The 18,366-nt window shown below is 66.4% G+C and carries 23 protein-coding genes; 6 read left to right on the forward strand and 17 right to left on the reverse strand.

Features of this window, described 5'->3' with window-relative positions; all coding sequences use genetic code 11:
- Nucleotides 1–16: 16 nt before the first annotated feature.
- A complete protein-coding gene (locus tag ASF14_RS03375; RefSeq protein ID WP_056431593.1) occupies nt 17–835 on the forward strand; it encodes a shikimate 5-dehydrogenase in 819 nt (272 codons plus the stop codon).
- Between the two features lie 139 nt (nt 836–974).
- On the opposite strand, the gene ASF14_RS03380 is transcribed toward ASF14_RS03375, so the two are convergent.
- A complete protein-coding gene (locus tag ASF14_RS03380; RefSeq protein WP_056431602.1) occupies nt 975–1,376 on the reverse strand; it encodes an EVE domain-containing protein in 402 nt (133 codons plus the stop codon).
- A gap of 139 nt (nt 1,377–1,515) precedes the next feature.
- On the opposite strand from ASF14_RS03380, the gene ASF14_RS03385 reads away from it, so the two are divergent.
- Together ASF14_RS03385 and ASF14_RS03390 are read left to right on the forward strand one after the other, a co-directional pair.
- The gene (locus tag ASF14_RS03385) at nt 1,516–1,908 is read left to right on the forward strand and encodes a hypothetical protein (RefSeq protein WP_056431605.1); all 393 of its coding nucleotides are present in this window, start codon (nt 1,516–1,518) and stop codon (nt 1,906–1,908) included.
- A 92-nt stretch (nt 1,909–2,000) separates the two neighbouring features.
- Nucleotides 2,001–2,285 (forward strand): DUF3297 family protein, encoded by a 285-nt coding sequence (locus ASF14_RS03390; RefSeq protein WP_056431609.1) that lies wholly within the window; start codon nt 2,001–2,003, stop codon nt 2,283–2,285.
- A 178-nt stretch (nt 2,286–2,463) separates the two neighbouring features.
- On the opposite strand, the gene ASF14_RS03395 is transcribed toward ASF14_RS03390, so the two are convergent.
- The 4 genes from ASF14_RS03395 to lipB all read right to left on the reverse strand — a co-directional run bounded on the left by ASF14_RS03395 (nt 2,464) and on the right by lipB (nt 6,483).
- Nucleotides 2,464–4,326 (reverse strand): ABC-F family ATP-binding cassette domain-containing protein, encoded by a 1,863-nt coding sequence (locus ASF14_RS03395; RefSeq protein WP_056431612.1) that lies wholly within the window; start codon nt 4,324–4,326, stop codon nt 2,464–2,466.
- Nucleotides 4,327–4,507: 181 nt separating this feature from the next.
- On the reverse strand, nt 4,508–5,218 hold the full coding sequence (locus ASF14_RS03400; protein ID WP_056431616.1) for a hypothetical protein: 711 nt from the start codon (nt 5,216–5,218) through the stop codon (nt 4,508–4,510).
- A 248-nt stretch (nt 5,219–5,466) separates the two neighbouring features.
- Nucleotides 5,467–5,739: a hypothetical protein gene (locus ASF14_RS03405; protein WP_056431619.1), complete on the reverse strand. Its 273-nt coding sequence runs from the start codon at nt 5,737–5,739 to the stop codon at nt 5,467–5,469.
- Between the two features lie 90 nt (nt 5,740–5,829).
- Complete coding sequence (lipB, locus tag ASF14_RS03410; protein WP_056431893.1) at nt 5,830–6,483, reverse strand: lipoyl(octanoyl) transferase LipB; 654 nt, start codon at nt 6,481–6,483, stop codon at nt 5,830–5,832.
- Nucleotides 6,484–6,633: 150 nt separating this feature from the next.
- Here lipB and ASF14_RS03415 point away from each other — a divergent pair, with 150 nt between their 5' ends.
- Entirely contained in the window at nt 6,634–7,485 is an 852-nt protein-coding gene (locus ASF14_RS03415) for a hypothetical protein (protein ID WP_156361026.1), read from the forward strand.
- A gap of 16 nt (nt 7,486–7,501) precedes the next feature.
- On the forward strand, nt 7,502–8,248 hold the full coding sequence (locus ASF14_RS03420; protein ID WP_056431626.1) for a hypothetical protein: 747 nt from the start codon (nt 7,502–7,504) through the stop codon (nt 8,246–8,248).
- Here ASF14_RS03420 and ASF14_RS03425 read toward each other — a convergent pair.
- From ASF14_RS03425 to petA, 7 genes are all read right to left on the reverse strand, one after another.
- Nucleotides 8,232–8,825 carry a GNAT family N-acetyltransferase gene (locus ASF14_RS03425; RefSeq protein ID WP_056431629.1) on the reverse strand — a complete coding sequence of 198 codons (594 nt, stop codon included), beginning with the start codon at nt 8,823–8,825 and terminating at the stop codon, nt 8,232–8,234. The two genes, ASF14_RS03420 and ASF14_RS03425, sit on opposite strands and share 17 nt — an antisense overlap.
- A 4-nt stretch (nt 8,826–8,829) precedes the next feature.
- Nucleotides 8,830–9,690, reverse strand: coding sequence for an oxygen-dependent coproporphyrinogen oxidase (gene hemF, locus ASF14_RS03430; protein WP_056431632.1), 861 nt, complete (start codon nt 9,688–9,690; stop codon nt 8,830–8,832).
- A gap of 34 nt (nt 9,691–9,724) precedes the next feature.
- The gene (locus ASF14_RS03435) at nt 9,725–10,180 is read right to left on the reverse strand and encodes a tRNA (cytidine(34)-2'-O)-methyltransferase (protein ID WP_056431635.1); all 456 of its coding nucleotides are present in this window, start codon (nt 10,178–10,180) and stop codon (nt 9,725–9,727) included.
- Nucleotides 10,180–10,716: an adenine phosphoribosyltransferase gene (locus ASF14_RS03440; protein ID WP_056431639.1), complete on the reverse strand. Its 537-nt coding sequence runs from the start codon at nt 10,714–10,716 to the stop codon at nt 10,180–10,182. Before ASF14_RS03440 ends, ASF14_RS03435 begins: the two co-directional genes overlap by 1 nt.
- A 260-nt stretch (nt 10,717–10,976) precedes the next feature.
- Complete coding sequence (locus tag ASF14_RS03445) at nt 10,977–11,825, reverse strand: cytochrome c1 (protein ID WP_056431641.1); 849 nt, start codon at nt 11,823–11,825, stop codon at nt 10,977–10,979.
- 26 nt (nt 11,826–11,851) lie between these two features.
- Nucleotides 11,852–13,135, reverse strand: a complete 1,284-nt coding sequence (locus ASF14_RS03450) for a cytochrome b (RefSeq protein WP_056431644.1) — start codon at nt 13,133–13,135, stop codon at nt 11,852–11,854.
- Nucleotides 13,136–13,149: 14 nt separating this feature from the next.
- Nucleotides 13,150–13,743: a ubiquinol-cytochrome c reductase iron-sulfur subunit gene (petA, locus tag ASF14_RS03455; protein WP_056431648.1), complete on the reverse strand. Its 594-nt coding sequence runs from the start codon at nt 13,741–13,743 to the stop codon at nt 13,150–13,152.
- Nucleotides 13,744–14,042: 299 nt separating this feature from the next.
- Between petA and ASF14_RS03460 the strand changes: the two genes are divergently transcribed.
- Nucleotides 14,043–14,558 carry a hypothetical protein gene (locus ASF14_RS03460; RefSeq protein WP_056431651.1) on the forward strand — a complete coding sequence of 172 codons (516 nt, stop codon included), beginning with the start codon at nt 14,043–14,045 and terminating at the stop codon, nt 14,556–14,558.
- Here the strand turns inward: ASF14_RS03460 and ASF14_RS03465 are convergent.
- From ASF14_RS03465 to ASF14_RS03485, 5 genes are all read right to left on the reverse strand, one after another.
- On the reverse strand, nt 14,555–15,007 hold the full coding sequence (locus tag ASF14_RS03465; protein ID WP_056431654.1) for a MaoC family dehydratase: 453 nt from the start codon (nt 15,005–15,007) through the stop codon (nt 14,555–14,557). The genes ASF14_RS03460 and ASF14_RS03465 overlap by 4 nt on opposite strands.
- Before the next feature lie 12 nt (nt 15,008–15,019).
- Nucleotides 15,020–16,333, reverse strand: a complete 1,314-nt coding sequence (locus ASF14_RS03470) for an alkaline phosphatase family protein (protein WP_056431658.1) — start codon at nt 16,331–16,333, stop codon at nt 15,020–15,022.
- Between the two features lie 80 nt (nt 16,334–16,413).
- A complete protein-coding gene (locus ASF14_RS03475; protein WP_056431661.1) occupies nt 16,414–16,806 on the reverse strand; it encodes a BLUF domain-containing protein in 393 nt (130 codons plus the stop codon).
- A gap of 91 nt (nt 16,807–16,897) precedes the next feature.
- Nucleotides 16,898–17,998 (reverse strand): redox-regulated ATPase YchF, encoded by a 1,101-nt coding sequence (gene ychF / locus ASF14_RS03480; RefSeq protein WP_056431664.1) that lies wholly within the window; start codon nt 17,996–17,998, stop codon nt 16,898–16,900.
- Between the two features lie 141 nt (nt 17,999–18,139).
- Nucleotides 18,140–18,334 carry a hypothetical protein gene (locus ASF14_RS03485; protein ID WP_056431896.1) on the reverse strand — a complete coding sequence of 65 codons (195 nt, stop codon included), beginning with the start codon at nt 18,332–18,334 and terminating at the stop codon, nt 18,140–18,142.
- Nucleotides 18,335–18,366: the final 32 nt, after the last annotated feature.

The raw sequence follows: 18,366 nt of genomic DNA on the forward strand, positions 1-18,366 counted from the left end.
CGCTAAACCATGGCCCATGACCACCAAGCCCCCCATCGGTCGCGATACGCGGCTGTGCATGTCGCTGTCGGCTCGTCCCGGTAATTTCGGTTCGCGCTTCCACAACCGGCTCTATGAGCTGACCGGCCTCGACTATGTCTACAAGTCGTTCAGCACGACCGATTTGGCCGGAGCGGTGGGCGGTATCCGGGCGCTGAACATTCGCGGCTGCGCCATTTCGATGCCATTCAAGGAAGCGGTGATCCCGATGCTCGACGGGCTGGCCGGGTCGGCGGCGGCGATCGACAGCGTGAACACCATCGTCAATGATGACGGGCGGCTGACCGGCTACAATACCGACTATGCCGCCGTGGCCGAGCTGATCGCCGATATCGATCCCGCCACGCCCTTCGTCCTGCGCGGATCGGGCGGGATGGCGAAGGCGGTGGCGGCGGCCTTGCGTGATGCAGGGTTTGCGAACGGCACCATCGTCGCGCGCAACGAACCGCTGGGGCGCGAACTGGCGGGGCTTTACGGCTTTGGCTGGTCGTCGGAGCTGGACGAGGGTGCGCTGCTGCTGATCAACGTCACGCCGATCGGCATGACCGGAGGCAACGAGGACCAACTCGCCTTCCCGGAGGCGATGATCGCGCAGGCGGAGATCGCCTTCGACGTGGTGCAATATCCGCCCGAGACGCGCTTCCTGTCCACGGCGCGCGAGTTGGGCAAGCGGGTGATCACCGGCACCCAGGTGGCGACCATCCAGGCGCTCGAGCAGTTCGTACTCTATACCGGTGTCCGCCCCACGCCCGATCAGGTGCAGGAGGCGGCGGATTACGCCTATCGCATGGGGTGAAGGCAGCATTCCTCCCCTCTAAGGGGAGGTGGCAGGCCGCAGGCCTGACGGAGGGGTGTCGCCGCTGCTGATCGATCCACCGCAGGCGGCAACACCCCTCCACCAGCTTCGCTGGTCCCCCTCCCCTTACCGGGGAGGATTATGCTTTTGCCATCGCCATCAGTACGGCCCACTCGGCCTCGCCGACCGGCGATACCGACAGCCGCGATTGGCGGAGCATCGGCAGCGCGGCGAGCTTCGCTTCCGCCTTCATTGCGGCCAGTGTGACGGGGCGGGGCAGCGCACGGTCGGGGGCGATCTCGACTGAGACCCAGCGTCCGTCATCGCCATCGGCCCTAGCGGCGCGGGAGATCGTCGCGATGCCCACCGCTGCCTTGTCCTTGCCGCTGTGATAGAGAAGCGCCGAGTCCCCCGTCCGCATCGCCCGCAAATGCCCGGCGGCGGCGGCGTTGCGCACGCCGTTCCATTCGGTCCGCCCGTCGCGGACCAGATCGTCCCAGCCATAGCTTTCCGGCTCCGACTTCAGCAGCCAGTATGCCATCTCCGCTTGTCCTCCTGAACCGCGCCTAAACGCCACATTCCGTGTCCATTCAGCCCGATAGTGGCAGGGAAGGCAACACGGACGCCGCCTGCGCATTTTGCGATCAGCGGACCGGGCGTATCAGTATCGGAGGTTCGGTATGAACGGAGTTTGGAAGAAACTGGGACTGGGCCTCGCCTTGGGCGCCACCGCACTGACGGCGGCGGCTCCGGCCGAGGCGCAGCGTTGGGGCCGTGGCTGGGGTGGCGGCTATGGCGGCTATTATCACCGCGATCGCGGCGATGCGGCCGCAGGTGCGCTGATCGGCGGTATCGTCGGCTTGGGCATCGGCGCGGCCATCGCGAGCAGCAACCAGCCGCGCTATGTCGATCGCGGCTATTATTACAACCGGGGCTATGACCCCTATTACGCGCCGCCGCCCCCGCCGCCGGTGTATCAGTATGAGTATCGCAGCTATGCGCCGCGCTGCTGGACCGACTGGCGCTGGGACCCCTATTGGGGCCGCAATGTGCAGGTGCGGGTCTGTAACTAAGACCCCTGGCGGCGTCGGGAGTAATCCCGGCGCCGCTTTTTCTTGGAGCCCCTGCTTGGCAGCGCCCCTGAGTCGGCGTTAAGGCCACGAGCATGACCGATACCGTTCCCGATCGCCTGTCCACCAACCCGGACAGCCCCTATTTCGACCAGGACCTCCTCTCGCGTGGGGTCGGCATCCGCTTCAAGGGCAATGAGCGCCGCGACGTCGAGGAATATTGCATTTCCGAAGGCTGGATCCGCGTCGCGCTGGGCAAGAAGGTCGACCGCCATGGCCGCCCGCTGACCCTGAAGCTGAACGGCGAAGTCGAGGCCTGGATCGAGAATCCGGCCGATGGCGAGGATGCCGCAGAGGGTTCGGAAGAGACCGAAGCCTAAATATCGTGCGTACCCCGGCGAAGGCCGGGGTCCAGGTGCGGTGTGCGGGCGATGGCCTCCAACGCGGTGGTTAGCGCACCACCTGCGTTATGGAAACTGGACCCCGGCCTTCGCCGGGGTACAAGTGGGTTTTGAGGGATAAGCTCGCCCCGCTCCGACTTCGCCCAGAGGCGGCGGATCACGCCGCCTCCATCGCCTCGCCCGCTTCCATCCAGCGCGTCTCGGCCTCGGCCAGCTTGTCGACCACCTTCGCGCGGCGCTTGTTCAACTCGCCCATCGACAGCTTGGCATGGCGCGGTTCGGCGGCGGCCGGGTCGTTCATCGCCTTGTCCAGCGCGTCGCGCTCGCGGGTCAGCTTGGCCATTTCGTCCTCGATGCCGCGCAGCATCTTCTTCATCGCGTTGAAGCGTTCGCGCTGCTCGGCCGAAGCCTTTTTGTTCGCCGCGCGGTCCGCCTTCGACGCGGCGTCGCCCTGACCCGCATCGCCCTTCAGGACGAAGGCGATATAGTCGTCCAGCGACCCGTCGAATTCCTTCGCGGTCCCGTTGTCGACCAGCACCAGCCGGTCTGCCGTCATCTCCAGCATGTGGCGATCATGGCTGACCAGCACGACCGTGCCCTTGTACATGTTGAGCGCCTGGACCAGCGCCTCGCGCGCATCGACGTCCAGGTGGTTGGTCGGCTCGTCGAGGATCAGCATGTGCGGCGCGTCGCGGGTGATCAGCGCCAATGCCAGACGCGCGCGTTCGCCGCCCGACAGCTTGCCGACCTTGGTCGTCGCCTTGTCGCCCGAAAAGCCGAACCGGCCCAGCTGCGCGCGCACCGCTGCCGGGCTCGCGCCACGCATGATGCGCGTCATATGCTCCAAGGCTGTGTCGTCGGTGTCGAGTTCCTCGACCTGATACTGGGTGAAATAGCCGACCCGCATCTTGCCCGACGAGTTCATATCGCCTTCCATCGGCGTCAATTGCGCAGCGAGCAGTCGGGCCAGCGTCGTCTTGCCGTTGCCGTTGCGGCCCAGCAACGCGATCCGATCGTCCGGGTCGATGCGCAGGTTCAGCCGCTTCAGAATCGGCGTCTCGGCATAGCCCACGCTCGCCAGGTCCAGCGTGATCAGCGGCGGGCGCAGCTGGTCGGGATCGGGGAAGTCGAAGGACAGCGACGGATCATTCGCCATCTCGGCGATCGGCTGCATCTTGGACAGCATCTTCGCGCGGCTCTGCGCCTGCTTGGCGGTCGAGGCGCGGGCCGAGTTGCGGGCGATATAGTCCTGCAACTTGGCGCGCTGCGCCTCCTGATTCGCCTTGGCGGCGGCGAGCTGCGCCATCCGCTCGGCGCGCTGGCGCTCGAACGAATCATAGCCGCCCGGATAGAGCGTCACCTTGCCGCCCTGAAGGTGCAGGATGTGGTCGACGACGTTGTTCAGGAAGTCGCGCTCATGGCTGACCAGCAGGATCGTCGCGCGATAGGATTTGAGGAAATCCTCCAGCCACATCACCGCTTCGAGGTCGAGGTGGTTCGACGGTTCGTCGAGCAGCAGCACGTCGGGGGCGGAGAACAGCAGCGCGGCGAGCGCGACGCGCATCTTCCACCCGCCCGAATAGCTGGACAGCGGGCGTCCCTGCATCGCCTCGTCGAAGCCCAGACCCTGAAGGATGCTGGAGGCACGCGCGGGCGCGGTATAGGCGTCGATCGCGATCAGCCGTTCGTAGATGTCGCCCAGCTTTTCCGGATCGCTCTCGGTCTCGCTGCGCTCCATCAATTCGTCGCGCTCGACATCGGCCGCGAGCACCGTCTCGAACGGGGTGGCGGTGCCGTCGGGCGCTTCCTGCGCGATATAGCCGAGCTTGGCGCCCTTGGGCATCTCGCAGGCGCCGTCATCGGCCTCCAACTGGCCCGCGATCACGCGGACGAGCGTGGACTTGCCAGCGCCGTTACGACCGATCAGGCCGACGCGGCTGCCGGGGGGGAGTGCGGCGGATGCACCGTCGAGGATCGTGCGGCCGCCCAGGCGCACGGTGATGCTGTTCAGATTGAGCATGGCGCGCGCCTAGCAAATTTCCGCGCGGATGGGGAGAGGCTGGATTTTCCTCCCCTGCAAGGGGAGGGGGACCATCCGAAGGATGGTGGAGGGGGCGTTCCACACCGGGCGTCCCTAGCGGAAGCCCCCCTCCGTCAGCGCATTCGCGCTGCCACCTCCCCGTGCCGGGGAGGATTTGGCCTCAGCGTGCCGCGATCGCGGTCGCGCCTGCGGGTGGCCAGTTCTGGACACCGCACTTCTTGACGACCCATTCCGCCTTCTTGTTCCAGCACAGCGCATCCAGACGCGGCATGGTGGCGGCAATATGCTGCTCGCGGCCGATATAGCGCGGGAAACGCTGTTCGCCGTACGGAACCAGGCTGTTGCGCAGCTCGCGCATCCGGTCGACCGCCAGTTCGCCGAGATGGCCGCGCGGGGTGAACACCGCCTGATGCAGGATCGACGCCGCCGTGGTGCAGAAACCCAGCTGCCCCGATACGGACGAGAAGCTGGCATAGGTGCGCGTGCCATATTGGTCGAGCGCGTCCTGCCCGGCCTTCACCGTCTTGTTCTGCCGCTTGAAATAAGCGCCCAGCGTGTCGAACGCACCCTTCAGCTCGACTTCGTGATCCTTCAGCGTCGCGTTATAGTTGCTGACGGTCGTCAGCATCGGTTCGAACTGGCATTGCAGCGCGGCGACGTTGAGCGCGGCACGCATGTTCCACAGCAGGCCAGCGCGCAATTCCGCCGGGGTCGCGCCGGGCAGCGGCTGGCCGATGCCGGGTTCGTCGCCTTGGACGGGCTTTCCCTGGAAATTATAGGGCTGCAGGAAGAATTGCGCCGATGCGGGTGCAGCAGCACCCATCCCCCAAAACGCCACGCCAGCAACCAGCGCGGTACGCACCACTTTCATTGTGTTCCGATCCTTCCCCCGTAGGGCCTTCGAGCGTCCCGAAACATAACGCTTTCCGGCTTTTTTCCCAAACGGAATTACGCCCGTACGGCAATCGTTCATGCCGGGCCGGTCGTTACGGAAACTTAGCGAAATCCGGGATTTGCACAGCCGGTTACGTCACTGCCGACGCTGGGGGAAGGGCCCATGAAAAAGGGGCCGCCCGGTCGCCCGGACGGCCCCTTTCGTTGGGATGACCCCAACGATGATTACATCGCGTTGGTCGCGTTGGTCATCATCGTGTCGTTGGCCATCATCATGTCGTTCGACATGGTGGTGTCGTTGGCCATCATGCCACCGTTCATGGTGCCGTCGACGGCGGTCATGTTGTCGGTGGCGGTGTCCATGCCTTCCGAAGCGTTCATTTCGGTGGTCATGTTCGCGTCGCTGGTGTTCTCGGTCTTCGAGCCGCAAGCCGAAACCGCGAGCGCCGCGCCGGCGATGATCGAGCCCGTCAGGACCTTGGAGATGATTGCACGCATTGGAAGCTCCCTTGATATTATGGATTTGGAACGGCTTGCTGGCCCTATTACCCAAATCGGGGTGGACATTAATCGGATACCGTCTGGTCCTCAAGCCTCGTTTTGTCGGACCGCACCGAGATCGTTGAGGAAAGCCGGAAAGCTGAACGCAAGCGCCTCGTCAAAGGTTTCCAGCGACTTGACGCCGTTTAACGCAAAAAGACTGGTCACCGGGAATTCCGGAAGGCCGCAGGGCACGATCCCGCCGAAATGCGAAAGGTCGGGTGCGACATTGATGGCAAAGCCGTGCAGCGTCACCCAGCGCCGCACGCGGACGCCGATCGCGCCGACCTTGGCCTCCGAGCCGCCGTCGCGGGTCCAGATGCCGACCCGCCCCTCGGCGCGGAAGGCGTTGACCCCCAGCCGCCCCAGCGCGGCGATCAGCCAATCCTCCAGCGTATGGACGAAATGCCGCACGTCGCGCCCGCGCTTGTTCAGGTCCAGGACCAGATAGCCGGTCCGCTGGCCGGGACCGTGATAAGTATATTTGCCGCCGCGCCCGGTCTGGAACACCGGGAAACGGGGATCGACCAGTTCGACCGGATCGGCGCTGGTCCCGGCGGTATAGACGGGCGGATGTTCGAGCAGCCAGACGAGCTCGCGCGCCTCGCCCGCCACGACGGCGGCGGCACGCGCCTCCATCTCGGCGAGCGACTGGTCATAGGGGGTCAGGCCCGGACTGATCCGCCATTCGATATCGGGCATGTTGGGGATATGGGTCACGATCCGCCGTCCTTGCGCCCGGCTCGCCGCCGATGCAAGCGGCTAGGCCAGCGCGGCGCGATGGCTTTGCATCCGCCAATCGTCTAGGCAGACGCGAACAGGCGGACGGGGTGGGCCGCCAAGGGAGGTAGCATGACCGTCAGGATTGGAACGGTGTGGGACAGCACGCAACAGGTGCTGGCGGGCAGGGCCGGGATGATGGCTCCATTCGCCCTGATCGGCTTCGTCCTGCCCGGCCTGTTGCAGATCCTGCTGCTGCCGTCCTCGCCCGGCCAGTCGTCCATGGGACCGACGGGTCTGGGGCTGATGATCCTGTCCATGCTTCTGGGCATCTGGGCGCAGCTGGCGATCATGGCGCTGGCGACCCATCCGGCCACGACCAGCGGCGATGCATCGCGGGCGGGCCTTCGCCGGATGTGGCCGGTGCTGGGCGTCGCGCTGGTGGTCGGTTTCGCCTTTGCGCTGGTCCTACTGGTGATGATCGTCGTGCTGGGACTGTCCCATTTCGACTTCGCCGCCGCGATGGCCGCCAATGGCGATCCGTCCAAATTCCCGCCGATGAGCGGCGGCGCGGCGCTGTTCCTGGTTCTTTACGGTCTGACCGTCATGGTGGCGTCGCTGTGGATCGTCGCGCGGTTGATGCTGATCTATGCCGTGGTGCTGAACGAGCGGCGCGGGCTGGGGGCGATCCGTCGCTCCATCGCGTTGACGCGGGGGATGACCTGGCGGCTGATCGGCGTGTCCCTGCTGTTCGGGATCGTCCTGCTGGTCGCGATGCTGGCGGTGCAGGGCGTCACCGGCGCGGCCCTCCGTCTGGCGCTGGGCGCGGATCGGGCGCTGACGGCTGTCCGGCTGGCGGCGCTGCTGGGATCGGTGGTCAACGCCGGATTCATGACGCTGGCCTATGTCTTCGTCGCGCGGCTGTACGTTGCGACGGCGGGCGAGCAGGCGCATCGTGAAGAGGTCGGTTCGCCGTCCCTGTGATGAAACGAGCCTTTTGATGAAGCTGGATGCCGTCGCCACCCTGCGGGATGCCTGGGCCCTGTTCCGCCGCGATCGCGCGCTGCTGATCCGGTTGTCCGCGCCCTTTCTGTTCTGGCCTGCCTTTGCGCTGGGGCTGCTGGTGCCCGCGCCCCCGCTGCCCGAGACCGAGGGCGGAGAGGCGACCGCGCGGGCTATGGCCTGGGTCGATTCGGTCGGGACCTGGGCAGGCCATTATGGCGGCTGGTATTTCGCCAGCTATGCGGTCGGCATGATCGGGACGGCGGCGATCCTGGCGCTGACGCTCGGCGGGCCGGTCACGGTCGGCGAGGCGCTGGGCCGCGCGCTCAGGATGGCGCCGCGCTTTCTGTTGGCGATGATCCTGGTCGCGCTGCCGGTGGGGGCGGGGATGCTGCTCTACATCTTGCCGGGGCTGTATGTGGCCGGGCGGTTGCTGCTGGTCGGCCCGGTCCTGTTCGCCGAGCGGCGGATGCCCGCCATGGCGGCGCTGGCCCGTTCGGTGTCGCTGACGCGCGGTGCGGGCCTGTCGCTGGCGGCGCTGGCGTCCTGCACCTATCTGGGCGGCATGATCGCGGCCCAGCCCTTCCTCGCGCTGATCGACGTGGTGCAGGGCGACGGCGCGGGCAATCCGGTTGCGGTCGCGCTGCTCCAGGCCGGATCGGCGGCGGTGGCGATGGCGGCGGGGCTCGGCCAGGCGCTGGTGTCGGTCGCGGCCTATCGCCGACTGGTCAATCGCGCGGGCTAAGCCGGGGGATTTGCGGTGCGGCGTCTTCGGGCAGGACGCCCAGCGTCCGTGGGTCGATAAACGTCTCGATCGCGCGCGACACGGCCACGAAGCCCTGCCTGCGATAGAAATTGAGCGCGGACGGGTGGTCGAGCGTACAGGTATGCACCCACACCCGCTCGACCTTCGCGGTCCAGGCGCGCATCAGCGCCTGCGCCATCAGCCAGCGGCCATGGCCTTGCCCCGCCAGTTCGGGGATCAGGCCGAAATAGCCGATCTCGCACGCCCCCGCGACGCGATGGTCGAGTTCGAGCAGCCCGACCTCGATCCCCGCCCGGTCGACGACGGCGAAGACCGAGACGGCGGGGTCGTGAATGATCGCGGTCAGCGTCGCATCGTCCATCACCAGTCGCGAGAACCACAGCCAGGGCGCGCCGACCCGCGCGAACAGCGTGCGATACTTGGCCGGATCGGGCCTGGCCCAGGCGACCAGTTGCAACGGCGAGCCGGGCATGGGGCGCGGCCGTGGCCGTTCGTGCATCTCCAGCGTGGTGACGATGGTGGCGATCTCGGCGGGGTCGACGGGGATCAGCGCCACGGGCTTACTCCCACGTCGCCAGCGGCGGGAGGCTCATCAGGATCGCATCGATATTGCCGCCGGTCTTCAACCCGAACAACGTGCCCCGGTCATAGACCAGGTTGAACTCGGCATAGCGCCCGCGCCACGCCAGCATCTGCGCACGGTCGGCCTCGGTCGAGGGCAGGCCCATGCGCCGCCGGACGATGCGGGGGAAGACGTCCAGGAACGCCTCGCCGACATCGCGGGTGAAGGCGAAATGACCGTCGAAATCGCCTTCCAGATGGTCGTAGAAGATGCCGCCTACGCCGCGATGCACCTGGCGATGCGGGATGTAGAAATAGTCGTCGGCCCAGGCCTTGAACCGGGGGTAATGCTCCGGGTCATGCGCGTCGCACGCGGCCTTCAACCGGGCGTGGAAGTCGGCGGTGTCTTCCGCGATGGGCAGCGGCGGATTGAGGTCCGCGCCGCCGCCGAACCAGCGCTTGGTCGTGGTCAGGAACCGGGTGTTCATATGCACGGCGGGCACATGCGGGTTGGCCATATGGGCGACCAGGCTGATCCCGGTCGCCACGAAACGCGGATCGTCGCCAGCGCCGTGGATGGTCTTGGCGAATGGCCCCTCGAAGGTGCCGCCGACCGTGGAGACGTTGACGCCGACCTTTTCGAAGACGCGGCCCTTCATCACCCCGCGCACGCCGCCGCCGCCGGGCTCGCCGCTCGGATCGGCACGGTCCCAGGCGGTGTATTGGAAGGCGGCGTCCGATCCCGCCTCACGCTCGATCGCCTCGAACTCGGCGCAGATCCGATCCCGCAGGGACTCGAACCAGAGGCGGGCGGCGTCCTGCTCGGCGTCGAGCGCGATGTCGGGAGTACGGCTGTTCATCGCGCGGCGTTCTGGGCGGGGGCGGGGGCCAGGGTCAACCGGGCATTTGGTCCCAACCGGTCTGGCGCCGCGCCTCGGCCAGCAGAATCCCGCCGGTGACCGCGACGTTGAGCGAGCGGACGCGGCTGCGCATCGGCACGCGCACCCGGATATCGGCGGCGTCGTGCACCGCCTCCGGCACGCCAGCCCCCTCGGAGCCGAGCAGGATCACATCGTCGGGATGGAACACCATCTCGGGCAGCGGGATCGCACCCAGCGTCGTCGCCAGCACGATCCGCCCGCGCGTCGCGGCGCGGAAGGCATCCCAATCGGCATGGCGGATAACCTCGGCCATGGCGGCATAGTCCATCGCCGATCGGGCAAGCGCCCGGTCGGAATAGGGAAAGCCCATCGGTTCGATCAGGTCGACCGCGACGCCGAAACAGGTCGCGGTGCGGATCAGCGTGCCGACATTGCCCGCGATATCGGGCTCATGCAGTGCCAGACGCATCAGTGGCCGGGGAAGGACAGCAGCGCATCGACCGCGATGTCCTCCTTGCGCAGGGCATCGGCCCCGCCGAGATCGGGCAGGTCGACCAGGAACTGCGCCTGCTCGACCATACCGCCCGCCTTGCGGATCAGCCGGACGGCGGCGCGCGCGGTGCCGCCGGTGGCGATCAGGTCGTCGACCAGCAGCACGCGGGCGCCGGGGACCAGCGCATCCTCATGGATGGCGATGCGATCCTGTCCGTATTCCAGCGCATAATCCTCGGCGATGGTCGCACCGGGCAGCTTGCCGTCCTTGCGGATCAGCAGCACGCCCGCCTTCAGCGGCACCGCGAGCGCGGCGGCGAAGATGAAGCCGCGCGCCTCGATCCCGGTGACCAGATCGATGGTCCCGCGTGTGGCGGCGGCCATCCGCTCGACCGTCTGCGCGAAACCCTTGGGGTCGAGCAGCAAGGTGGTGATGTCGCGGAACTGGATGCCGGGCTTGGGGAAATCCGGGATGGTGCGGATCAGGGATTTCAGGTCGTCATGGGCGGTCATGGGGGCGTCATGGGCCTGTGGGGCGCGGGGGTAAAGGGGGATGCCCGAACTCCACCACTTCCGTCAGCCTGAGCGAAGTCGAAGGCCAAAGGGAATCCCGTTGCCAGGCGAGGTGGAGAGGGCAGGGCGTGGGCTTCGACTTCGCTCAGCCCGAACGGGGGTTGAGATTGCCGGGGGGGGCGGGACGGAAAGGCCCAATAAAACGGGCGGTTCCCTCGTCGGAAACCGCCCCAGTTCTCTCACATCGGGCTTTCCCGATCTCAGTGTTTCACGTCGCGCCAGACATTCTGATACGCGCCCCAGGCGAGGAAGCAGAAGATCAGGATGAAGACGAACGCCCCGATTCCGGCTGCGTGACGCGATTCCAGCTTGGGCTCGGCAGTCCAGGTCAGGAAGGCGGCAACGTCCTTGGCCATCTGATCGCGGCTGGCCAGCGTGCCGTCGGCATATTGGACCTGCCCGTCCTGGGTCAGCGGCGGCGGCATCGCGATGTTCAGGTTCGCGAAATAGGGGTTGTAGTGCAGCCCGGTCGGCGTCTTGGCGTCGGGGAACTTGCGCAGCAGCTCTGCGGGCTGCGGGCGATAGGCGTCGGGGCCGATCAGCGAGTAGATGTAGTTGCCGCCGTCATGCCGCGCCTTGGCCATCAGCGACAGATCGGGCGGCAGCGCGTTGTTGTTCGCCGCGCGCGCCGCCACCTCGTTGGCGAAGGGCGAGGGGAAACGGTCGGCGGGGACGTTCTTGCGCGTCGTCGCCTCGCCCGTCTCCGGATTGATGCTCGGCTGTTCGATCACCCACTGGTTGGCGATCGCCTTCAGTTCGGGCTCGTTATAGCCCAAATCCTTTAGGTCGCGGAACGCCACCAGCCTCAGCGAGTGGCAGGCCGCGCAGACCTCCTTATAGACTTGGAATCCGCGCTGGAGCTGGCGGCGGTCGAAGCGGCCGAAAATGCCGTCCGACGCCAGATGCGCCGGCTTGGGGTGAAGGTGGAACTCCTCCTCGGCGGTGGGGGCTGGCGGCTCGGAGATGAGCCCCGAGACGCTGCCCCACAGCGCGATGGCGAGGACGAAGGTGAAGGCCGCCCCGACCAGGAATGCGATGCCACGAACCATGTTCAGCTATCCTCTTTCGGTTCGGGTCAGGCCAGGGCCGACTTGGTGGGTGCGGTCCCGCCATGCTTCGACAGCACGGCTTCGGTGATCGAGTTGGGCAGCGGCGCGGGGCGCTCCGTCCGGGCGATCCAGGGCAGGATCACCAGGAAGTGGAGGAAATAATAGGCCGCCGTGATCTGGCTGAGGATGATGAAGAAGGGCGTCGCGGGCGAACCGCCGCACCAGCCGAGCAGCAGCACGTCGACCACCAGCACCCAGAAGGCGACCCGCGCCTTGGGCCGGAAATTGTTCGACCGCACCGGTGAGCTGTCCAGCCAGGGGAGGAAGAACAGCAGCAGGATCGACCCGAACATCGCCAGCACGCCCCACAGCTTGGCGGGCAGGATGAAGTCGGCGGTGAAGGCGCGCAGGATCGCGTAGAAGGGCCAGAAATACCATTCGGGCACGATATGCGCCGGCGTCGAGAGCGGATTGGCCGGGATGTAATTGTCCGGATGGCCCAGATAATTGGGGAAGAAGAACAGCAGCCCCGCGAAGACCAGCAGGAACACGCCCAGCCCGACCGCATCCTTGGCGGTGTAATAGGGGTGGAAGGGCACGGTATCCTGCTCGCCCTTCACGTCCACGCCGGTCGGGTTGTTCGAGCCGGGAATGTGCAGGGCCCAGATGTGCAGGATGATGACGCCCGCAATCACGAAGGGCAGCAGATAGTGGAGCGAGAAGAAGCGGTTCAGCGCCGCATTATCCGGCGCGAACCCGCCGAGCAGCCAGATGCGGATGGTGTCGCCGACCACCGGGATCGCCGAGAAGAAGCCGGTGATGACCTGCGCACCCCAGAAGCTCATCTGCCCCCAGGGGAGGACATAGCCCATGAAGGCGGTCGCCATCATCAGGAGGAAGATGACCACGCCGAGCAGCCACACCATCTCGCGCGGGGCCTTGTAGGACCCGTAATAGAGGCCGCGGAAGATATGGGTGTAGACCACGATGAAGAACATCGACGCGCCGTTGGCGTGGGCATAGCGTAGGAACCAGCCCGCATTGACGTCGCGCATGATGCTTTCGACCGAGTCGAAGGCGACGCCCGCATTGGCGGCATAGTGCATCGCCAGCACCACGCCGGTGATGATCTGGATGGCGAGCGCGGCACCCGCCAGCACGCCGAAATTCCAGAAGTAATTCAGGTTGCGCGGCACCGGATAGCCCGCGCCCACGGCGTTGTAGACGAGGCGCGGCAGCGGCAGCTTCTCGTCCAGCCAGCGCATAACCGGCTGCTTCGGCTGATAATGTTTGGCCCAGGGAAAGCTCATCTCTCGGGTCTCCCTTATGCGGCCACGCCGACCGTGACGGTCGTGTCGGTGTCGAATTTATACTCGGGAACCAGCAGGTTCAGCGGCGCCGGGCCCTTTCGGATACGCGCGGCGGTGTCATAGGCCGAGCCGTGGCAGGGGCAGAAATAGCCGCCATAAGGCCCCTTGTTCTCGCCCTCGCCAGCACCCAGCGGCACGCAGCCCAGATGGGTGCAGACGCCCAGCGTGATCAGCCAGTTCGTCTTGCCCGGCTTGGTCCGCTCCGCCAGCGTCTGCGGATCGCGCAGTTCGGACAGCGGCACGGCGTTGGCCTCGGCGATTTCCTTGGGCGTCAGGTTGCGGACGAACAGCGGCTGCTTGCGGAAGCTGGCCTTGATCGCCTGTCCGGGGGCGATCTTGGACAGGTCGATCTCGGTGGTGGACTGGGCGAGAACGTCGGCCGAAGGGTTCATCTGGTTGATGAGCGGCAGGACGATCGCCAGTGCGCCCACGCCCGCAAAGGATACGGCGGCGACATTGATGAAGTCGCGGCGACGGGGATCATGGACCTCTTCGTGGAATGGCTCCGGCGCCTCGCCGGGGGGTACGGTGTTCTCCGTCATCGCCATTCGTCCTGTCCCTCCACCTTCGCTCGCGTTCGACACGATACGCTTTCGACGGTCGTGCCGGATTGCCCCCGGTCATGCGCCGCCTGTCCCAAGCCCGTCCTTGATGAACGGTGCGTCAGGTTAGCCTTGCTTGACCGGCTTTGCCAATCCCCTTTGGCCAGATGGCGGCCGACCGTTCAGTACCCGTGCAGACGGCAGGGCGCAGGAACCACCTTTCGCGCTGCGGGGTTGACCGCTGATCGCCACGGATGACGGACCCCTGCCGCACCCGCTCAGCCTGGATCAGGGGCATGGAGAGGATGATGACCCTGAAAAAGATGGGCTGGGCCACGGCCCTTGCGGCCGGTCTGCTGGCGCTTGGCGGGTGCGCCGATGGCTATGGCTATAGCGGTGTTTCGGTGGGCGCGGGTTATGGTGGCGGATATGCGCCGGGCTATTATGGCGGCGGCTATGGCGGTTACGGTTACGCCCCGTCCTATTTCGGCTGGTATGACGACTTCTATTATCCGGGCACCGGTGTCTATGTTTACGACCGGTATCGCCGTCCGTTCCGCTGGAATGACGGCCAGCGCGCCTATTGGGAAGGGCGGCGCGATGCGTGGCGCGGCGGGGCGATCCGGGATCAGTGGCGCGGCTGGGGCCGGGGCGGCTGGCGTGGACCGGTGCCCGGCGCGGCTCCTGCGCCCGGCGGCTGGCGCGGCAATCCCGGCCGGTGGCGCGGCGGCGAGGGCGTTCGCCCGACTCCGTCCGCACCGCGTCCCGGCGGCTGGCGTGGCGGCCGACCGGGAGGACGCGGCGGGCGCGGTCCGCGTTAACCGGCCTGCGGGCGGGAGCGAATCATGACGGTGGGACGCATTGTCATGACCGGTACATCGTCCTGATTGAGCACGGTCCAGCGGCTGATGACGAAGCCCATTTCGGGGCGACTGGCGGACGCCCGCGTCTCCAGCACCTCCGCTTCGCAATGGAGCGTGTCGCCGGGAAAGACGGGCCTCGTCCAGCGCAGCTCGTCGACACCGGGCGAGCCGATGCTCTGGAAGCCGGTGTCGCGGAAATGCTCGACGATCATCGCCATCGCCATCGACGCGGTGTGCCAGCCGCTGGCCGACAGCCGCCCGAAATGGGTGGCGGCGGCGGCTTCGTCGGACAGGTGAAAAGGCTGAGGATCGTAGCGCTGGGCAAAGGCGATGACCTCGTCCCGCTCCACCTTGTACGCGCCGAACCGCGATACGTCGCCAACCGCGACATCCTCCAGCCAGATCATCCTCTCGTCTCCTTAACGTCGCAACGCGCGGCGGAACGGCGCGTCGTTGCCGTCCAGCCCCTGGCCCGGCGGCAGGCCGATCAGGTCGCGCAACAAGGGTGCAACGTCGACATTGGCGAATGGTGCCAGCCGCACCCCCGACCGGAAGGCTGGGCCATTGGCGATGAACAGCGCGGCCATGGTCGGATCTTCATGGTCATAGCCGTGCATTCCCCCGACAAAGGGCTTGTCCGGCGCCTTCGGCTCGATCATCCACCCGGCATCGGCGAGACAAAAATAGGGTGCGATGCGGGGATTGCGGCCATAATGGAAACGCGCCGGAATCTCGCTCTTGCGCCAGCAGGTCATGTGGCCGCGCCGACCCAGCAGGCGCGCCTCCAGCGCGGCTTCGCGTCCCGGCTTGGCGGTGATCGAGGCGAAGGGGCCGTCGTCGCTGAGATCGTAATCGGCCGGGTCCAGCAACTGGTCGAGCGCGATCACCCGGTCGCTCGACGTCGCGGCCATGCCGTGATCGGCCACGACCAGCAGGTCGGCGGGCTGGTGCAATTCGGCAAGGCCCGCCACCAGCTGTCCGATCGCCGCATCGGCCTTGGCGATGGCGGCGTTCACGCCCGGCGCGTCGGGGCCGACTTCATGCCCGGCAATATCCACCTCGTCGATATAGAGGGTGAGGAAGCGGGGACGCGTGGCGGCCGGACGACGCAGCCAGTCGATGAGCGCATCGACCCGCTGACGGTCGGACACGGCCGAGTTGTACGCCTGCCAGTCATGCGGGCGGAGGCCGCCTGTAACGGTGTGATGGATGTCGTCGTGAAGAACACCGCCCCAGCCGACGGTGGAACCTGGCCAGAACATGGTGGCGGTGGGGATGCCCGCCTTTTCCGCCGTGACCCAGATCGGCTCGGCGGCGTTCCACCAATAGGGCTGCTCCGACGACATGGTGAAGCGTTCGCCCGGATGCGTCGGATCGGTGAAGCTGTTGGAGACGATGCCATGGCGATCGGGAACCAGCCCCGTCACCAGCGTCCAATGGTTGGGAAAGGTTTTGGACGGAAAGGACGGCCGCATCGGTGCGCTCACGCCGCCCGCCGCCAGCCGCGACAGATTGGGGGTGATACCCCGTTGCAGATAATCGGCACGGAACCCGTCGATCGATACCAGGATCGTGACCGGTGCGCGTTCGTCCTGCATCGGGGCAGCGGGCGCAGCACCCGTCATGGCGGCGGGTGCAGCGTTCGTCACCGGGGGCAGGGCGGGCGGGTTGTAGGGATAGGCGCAACCGCCCAGCAGGGCGAGCGCAAGGGCGGCGAGGGGAAGTCGGATCACGGGAGGGACAGTCCTTTCGGATCAGCCCGATAGCGCCGCAATATGACACTGGCGAGTGGAAGCTGCCGCCCTGTGCAGGGTCAGTCGACCGGGAAGAACTGGCGGATGGTCGGGTCGGCATTGCGGAGCAACAGGCGGAGCCGTTCGGCAGCTTCTGCGGGTTGGTCGCCGGGCAGTCCGGCCATCGCCCATTCGCCGAATTCGAGGCCGTCGGTCATCCGGTCGTCGAGGATACGGATGTCCGCATGACGGGGATCGCGCATGATGCGGGACAGCGTTTCACGCACGCTGTCCGCAGGCCCTTCGAGCAACTGGCGATATTCGCCGTCGCCGATCCATAACAGGCCGGAGATGCCGTCCATGCCGTTGTTGCGGCGCGAGGCGGACAGAATGGCCTGGTGGTCGGCGCGTTCGTCATCGCCGACGGCGCGGCTGGTGTAGATGACACGGCGAAACGCACTAACATGGATCATATTTCTTGCGTAGCGGGCCGAACCGCTTCTGCAAAGCGGCAATAAGCAGGTCAGGGCGCCGGTCGAGCGAACCCGACCGGCGCAATGGGGATCAGACGTTGAACCGGAACAGCATCACGTCGCCGTCCTGGACGACATATTCCTTGCCCTCCGCACGCAGCTTACCCGCATCGCGTGCGCCCGCTTCGCCCTTGAAGGCGATATAGTCGGGATAGGCGATCGTCTCGGCGCGGATGAAACCGCGCTCGAAATCGCTATGGATTTCGCCTGCCGCATTCGGGGCCTTGGCGCCGCGATGAACGGTCCAGGCGCGCGCTTCCTTCGGGCCGACGGTGAAGAAGGTCAGCAGGTCGAGCAGCGCATAACCGGCGCGGATCACACGGGCGAGGCCGGTTTCCGACAGGCCCAGCTCCGACAGGAACTCGCCGCGATCCTCGGCGGGCATGGTCGCGATCTCGGCCTCGATGGCGGCGGAGACGACGACGGCCTGTGCACCCTCGGCGGCGGCCTTTTCGAAGACGCGTTGCGAATGGGCATTGCCGTTCGCCGCGTTCGATTCCTCGACATTGCAGACATAGAGGACGGGCTTGGCGGTCAGCAGCTGCGCCTGCGAGAAGACGCGGGCTTCCTCTTCGTCCTTGGGCACGGTCAGCCGCGCAGGCTTGCCGTCGCGCAGCAGTTCGAGCGTCTGGCCCAGCACCGAGGCGGCGATCTTGGCTTCCTTGTCGCCCTGCTGACCCTTTTTGATGAAGGCGGGGACGCGCTTTTCCAGGCTTTCTAGGTCGGAGAGCATCAGTTCGGTCTCGACCGTCTCGGCGTCGGCGATCGGATCGACCTTGCCCTCGACATGCGTGACGTCACCGTCCTCGAAGCAGCGCAGGACGTGGACGATCGCGTCCACCTCACGGATGTTGCCCAGGAACTGGTTGCCCAGGCCCTCGCCCTTGGATGCGCCGCGCACCAGCCCCGCAATGTCGACGAATGCCAGCTGCGTCTCGATGATCTTGGCCGAGCCGGCGACCTCGGCGAGCTGGTACAGGCGCGGATCGGGCACCGCGACGTTGCCGACATTGGGCTCGATCGTGCAGAACGGATAATTGGCGGCCTGCGCCGCCGCCGTTTCGGTCAGCGCGTTGAAAAGGGTGGACTTGCCGACATTCGGCAGGCCGACGATGCCGCAGCGGAAACCCATGCGTCGCTTATCCTACAGGAAAGGGGAAAGCGTCCCTCTAGCGAGGATGGGGGAATTTCTCAACCGATGGGTGCGGGAGGCGAGGGGGCATCTGCCCCAACCTCCGTTCAGCCTGAGCGGAGGCGGGGAATGCCCGGTCCGTCAGGCGGCGCCGACCGCGAGCACGGCGGCATAGCCGAGCAGCATGACGCCCATCGCGCCCGAAAAGCCCATCAGCACCAGACCCATATAGCGCAGGATCGGCGGATTGGCGCGCTGCGCCTTCTTATTCCGGCCCAGGCCCGACAGCACGAAGCTGGCCAACATACCAAAGGTGAAGACAGCGAATTCGAGCATCGAGGACAGGTCCGCAAATAAGGAGGTGCGAT

This window comes from Sphingomonas sp. Leaf257 (assembly GCF_001422185.1).
In the GTDB taxonomy this organism is placed as follows: Bacteria; Pseudomonadota; Alphaproteobacteria; order Sphingomonadales; family Sphingomonadaceae; genus Sphingomonas; species Sphingomonas yabuuchiae.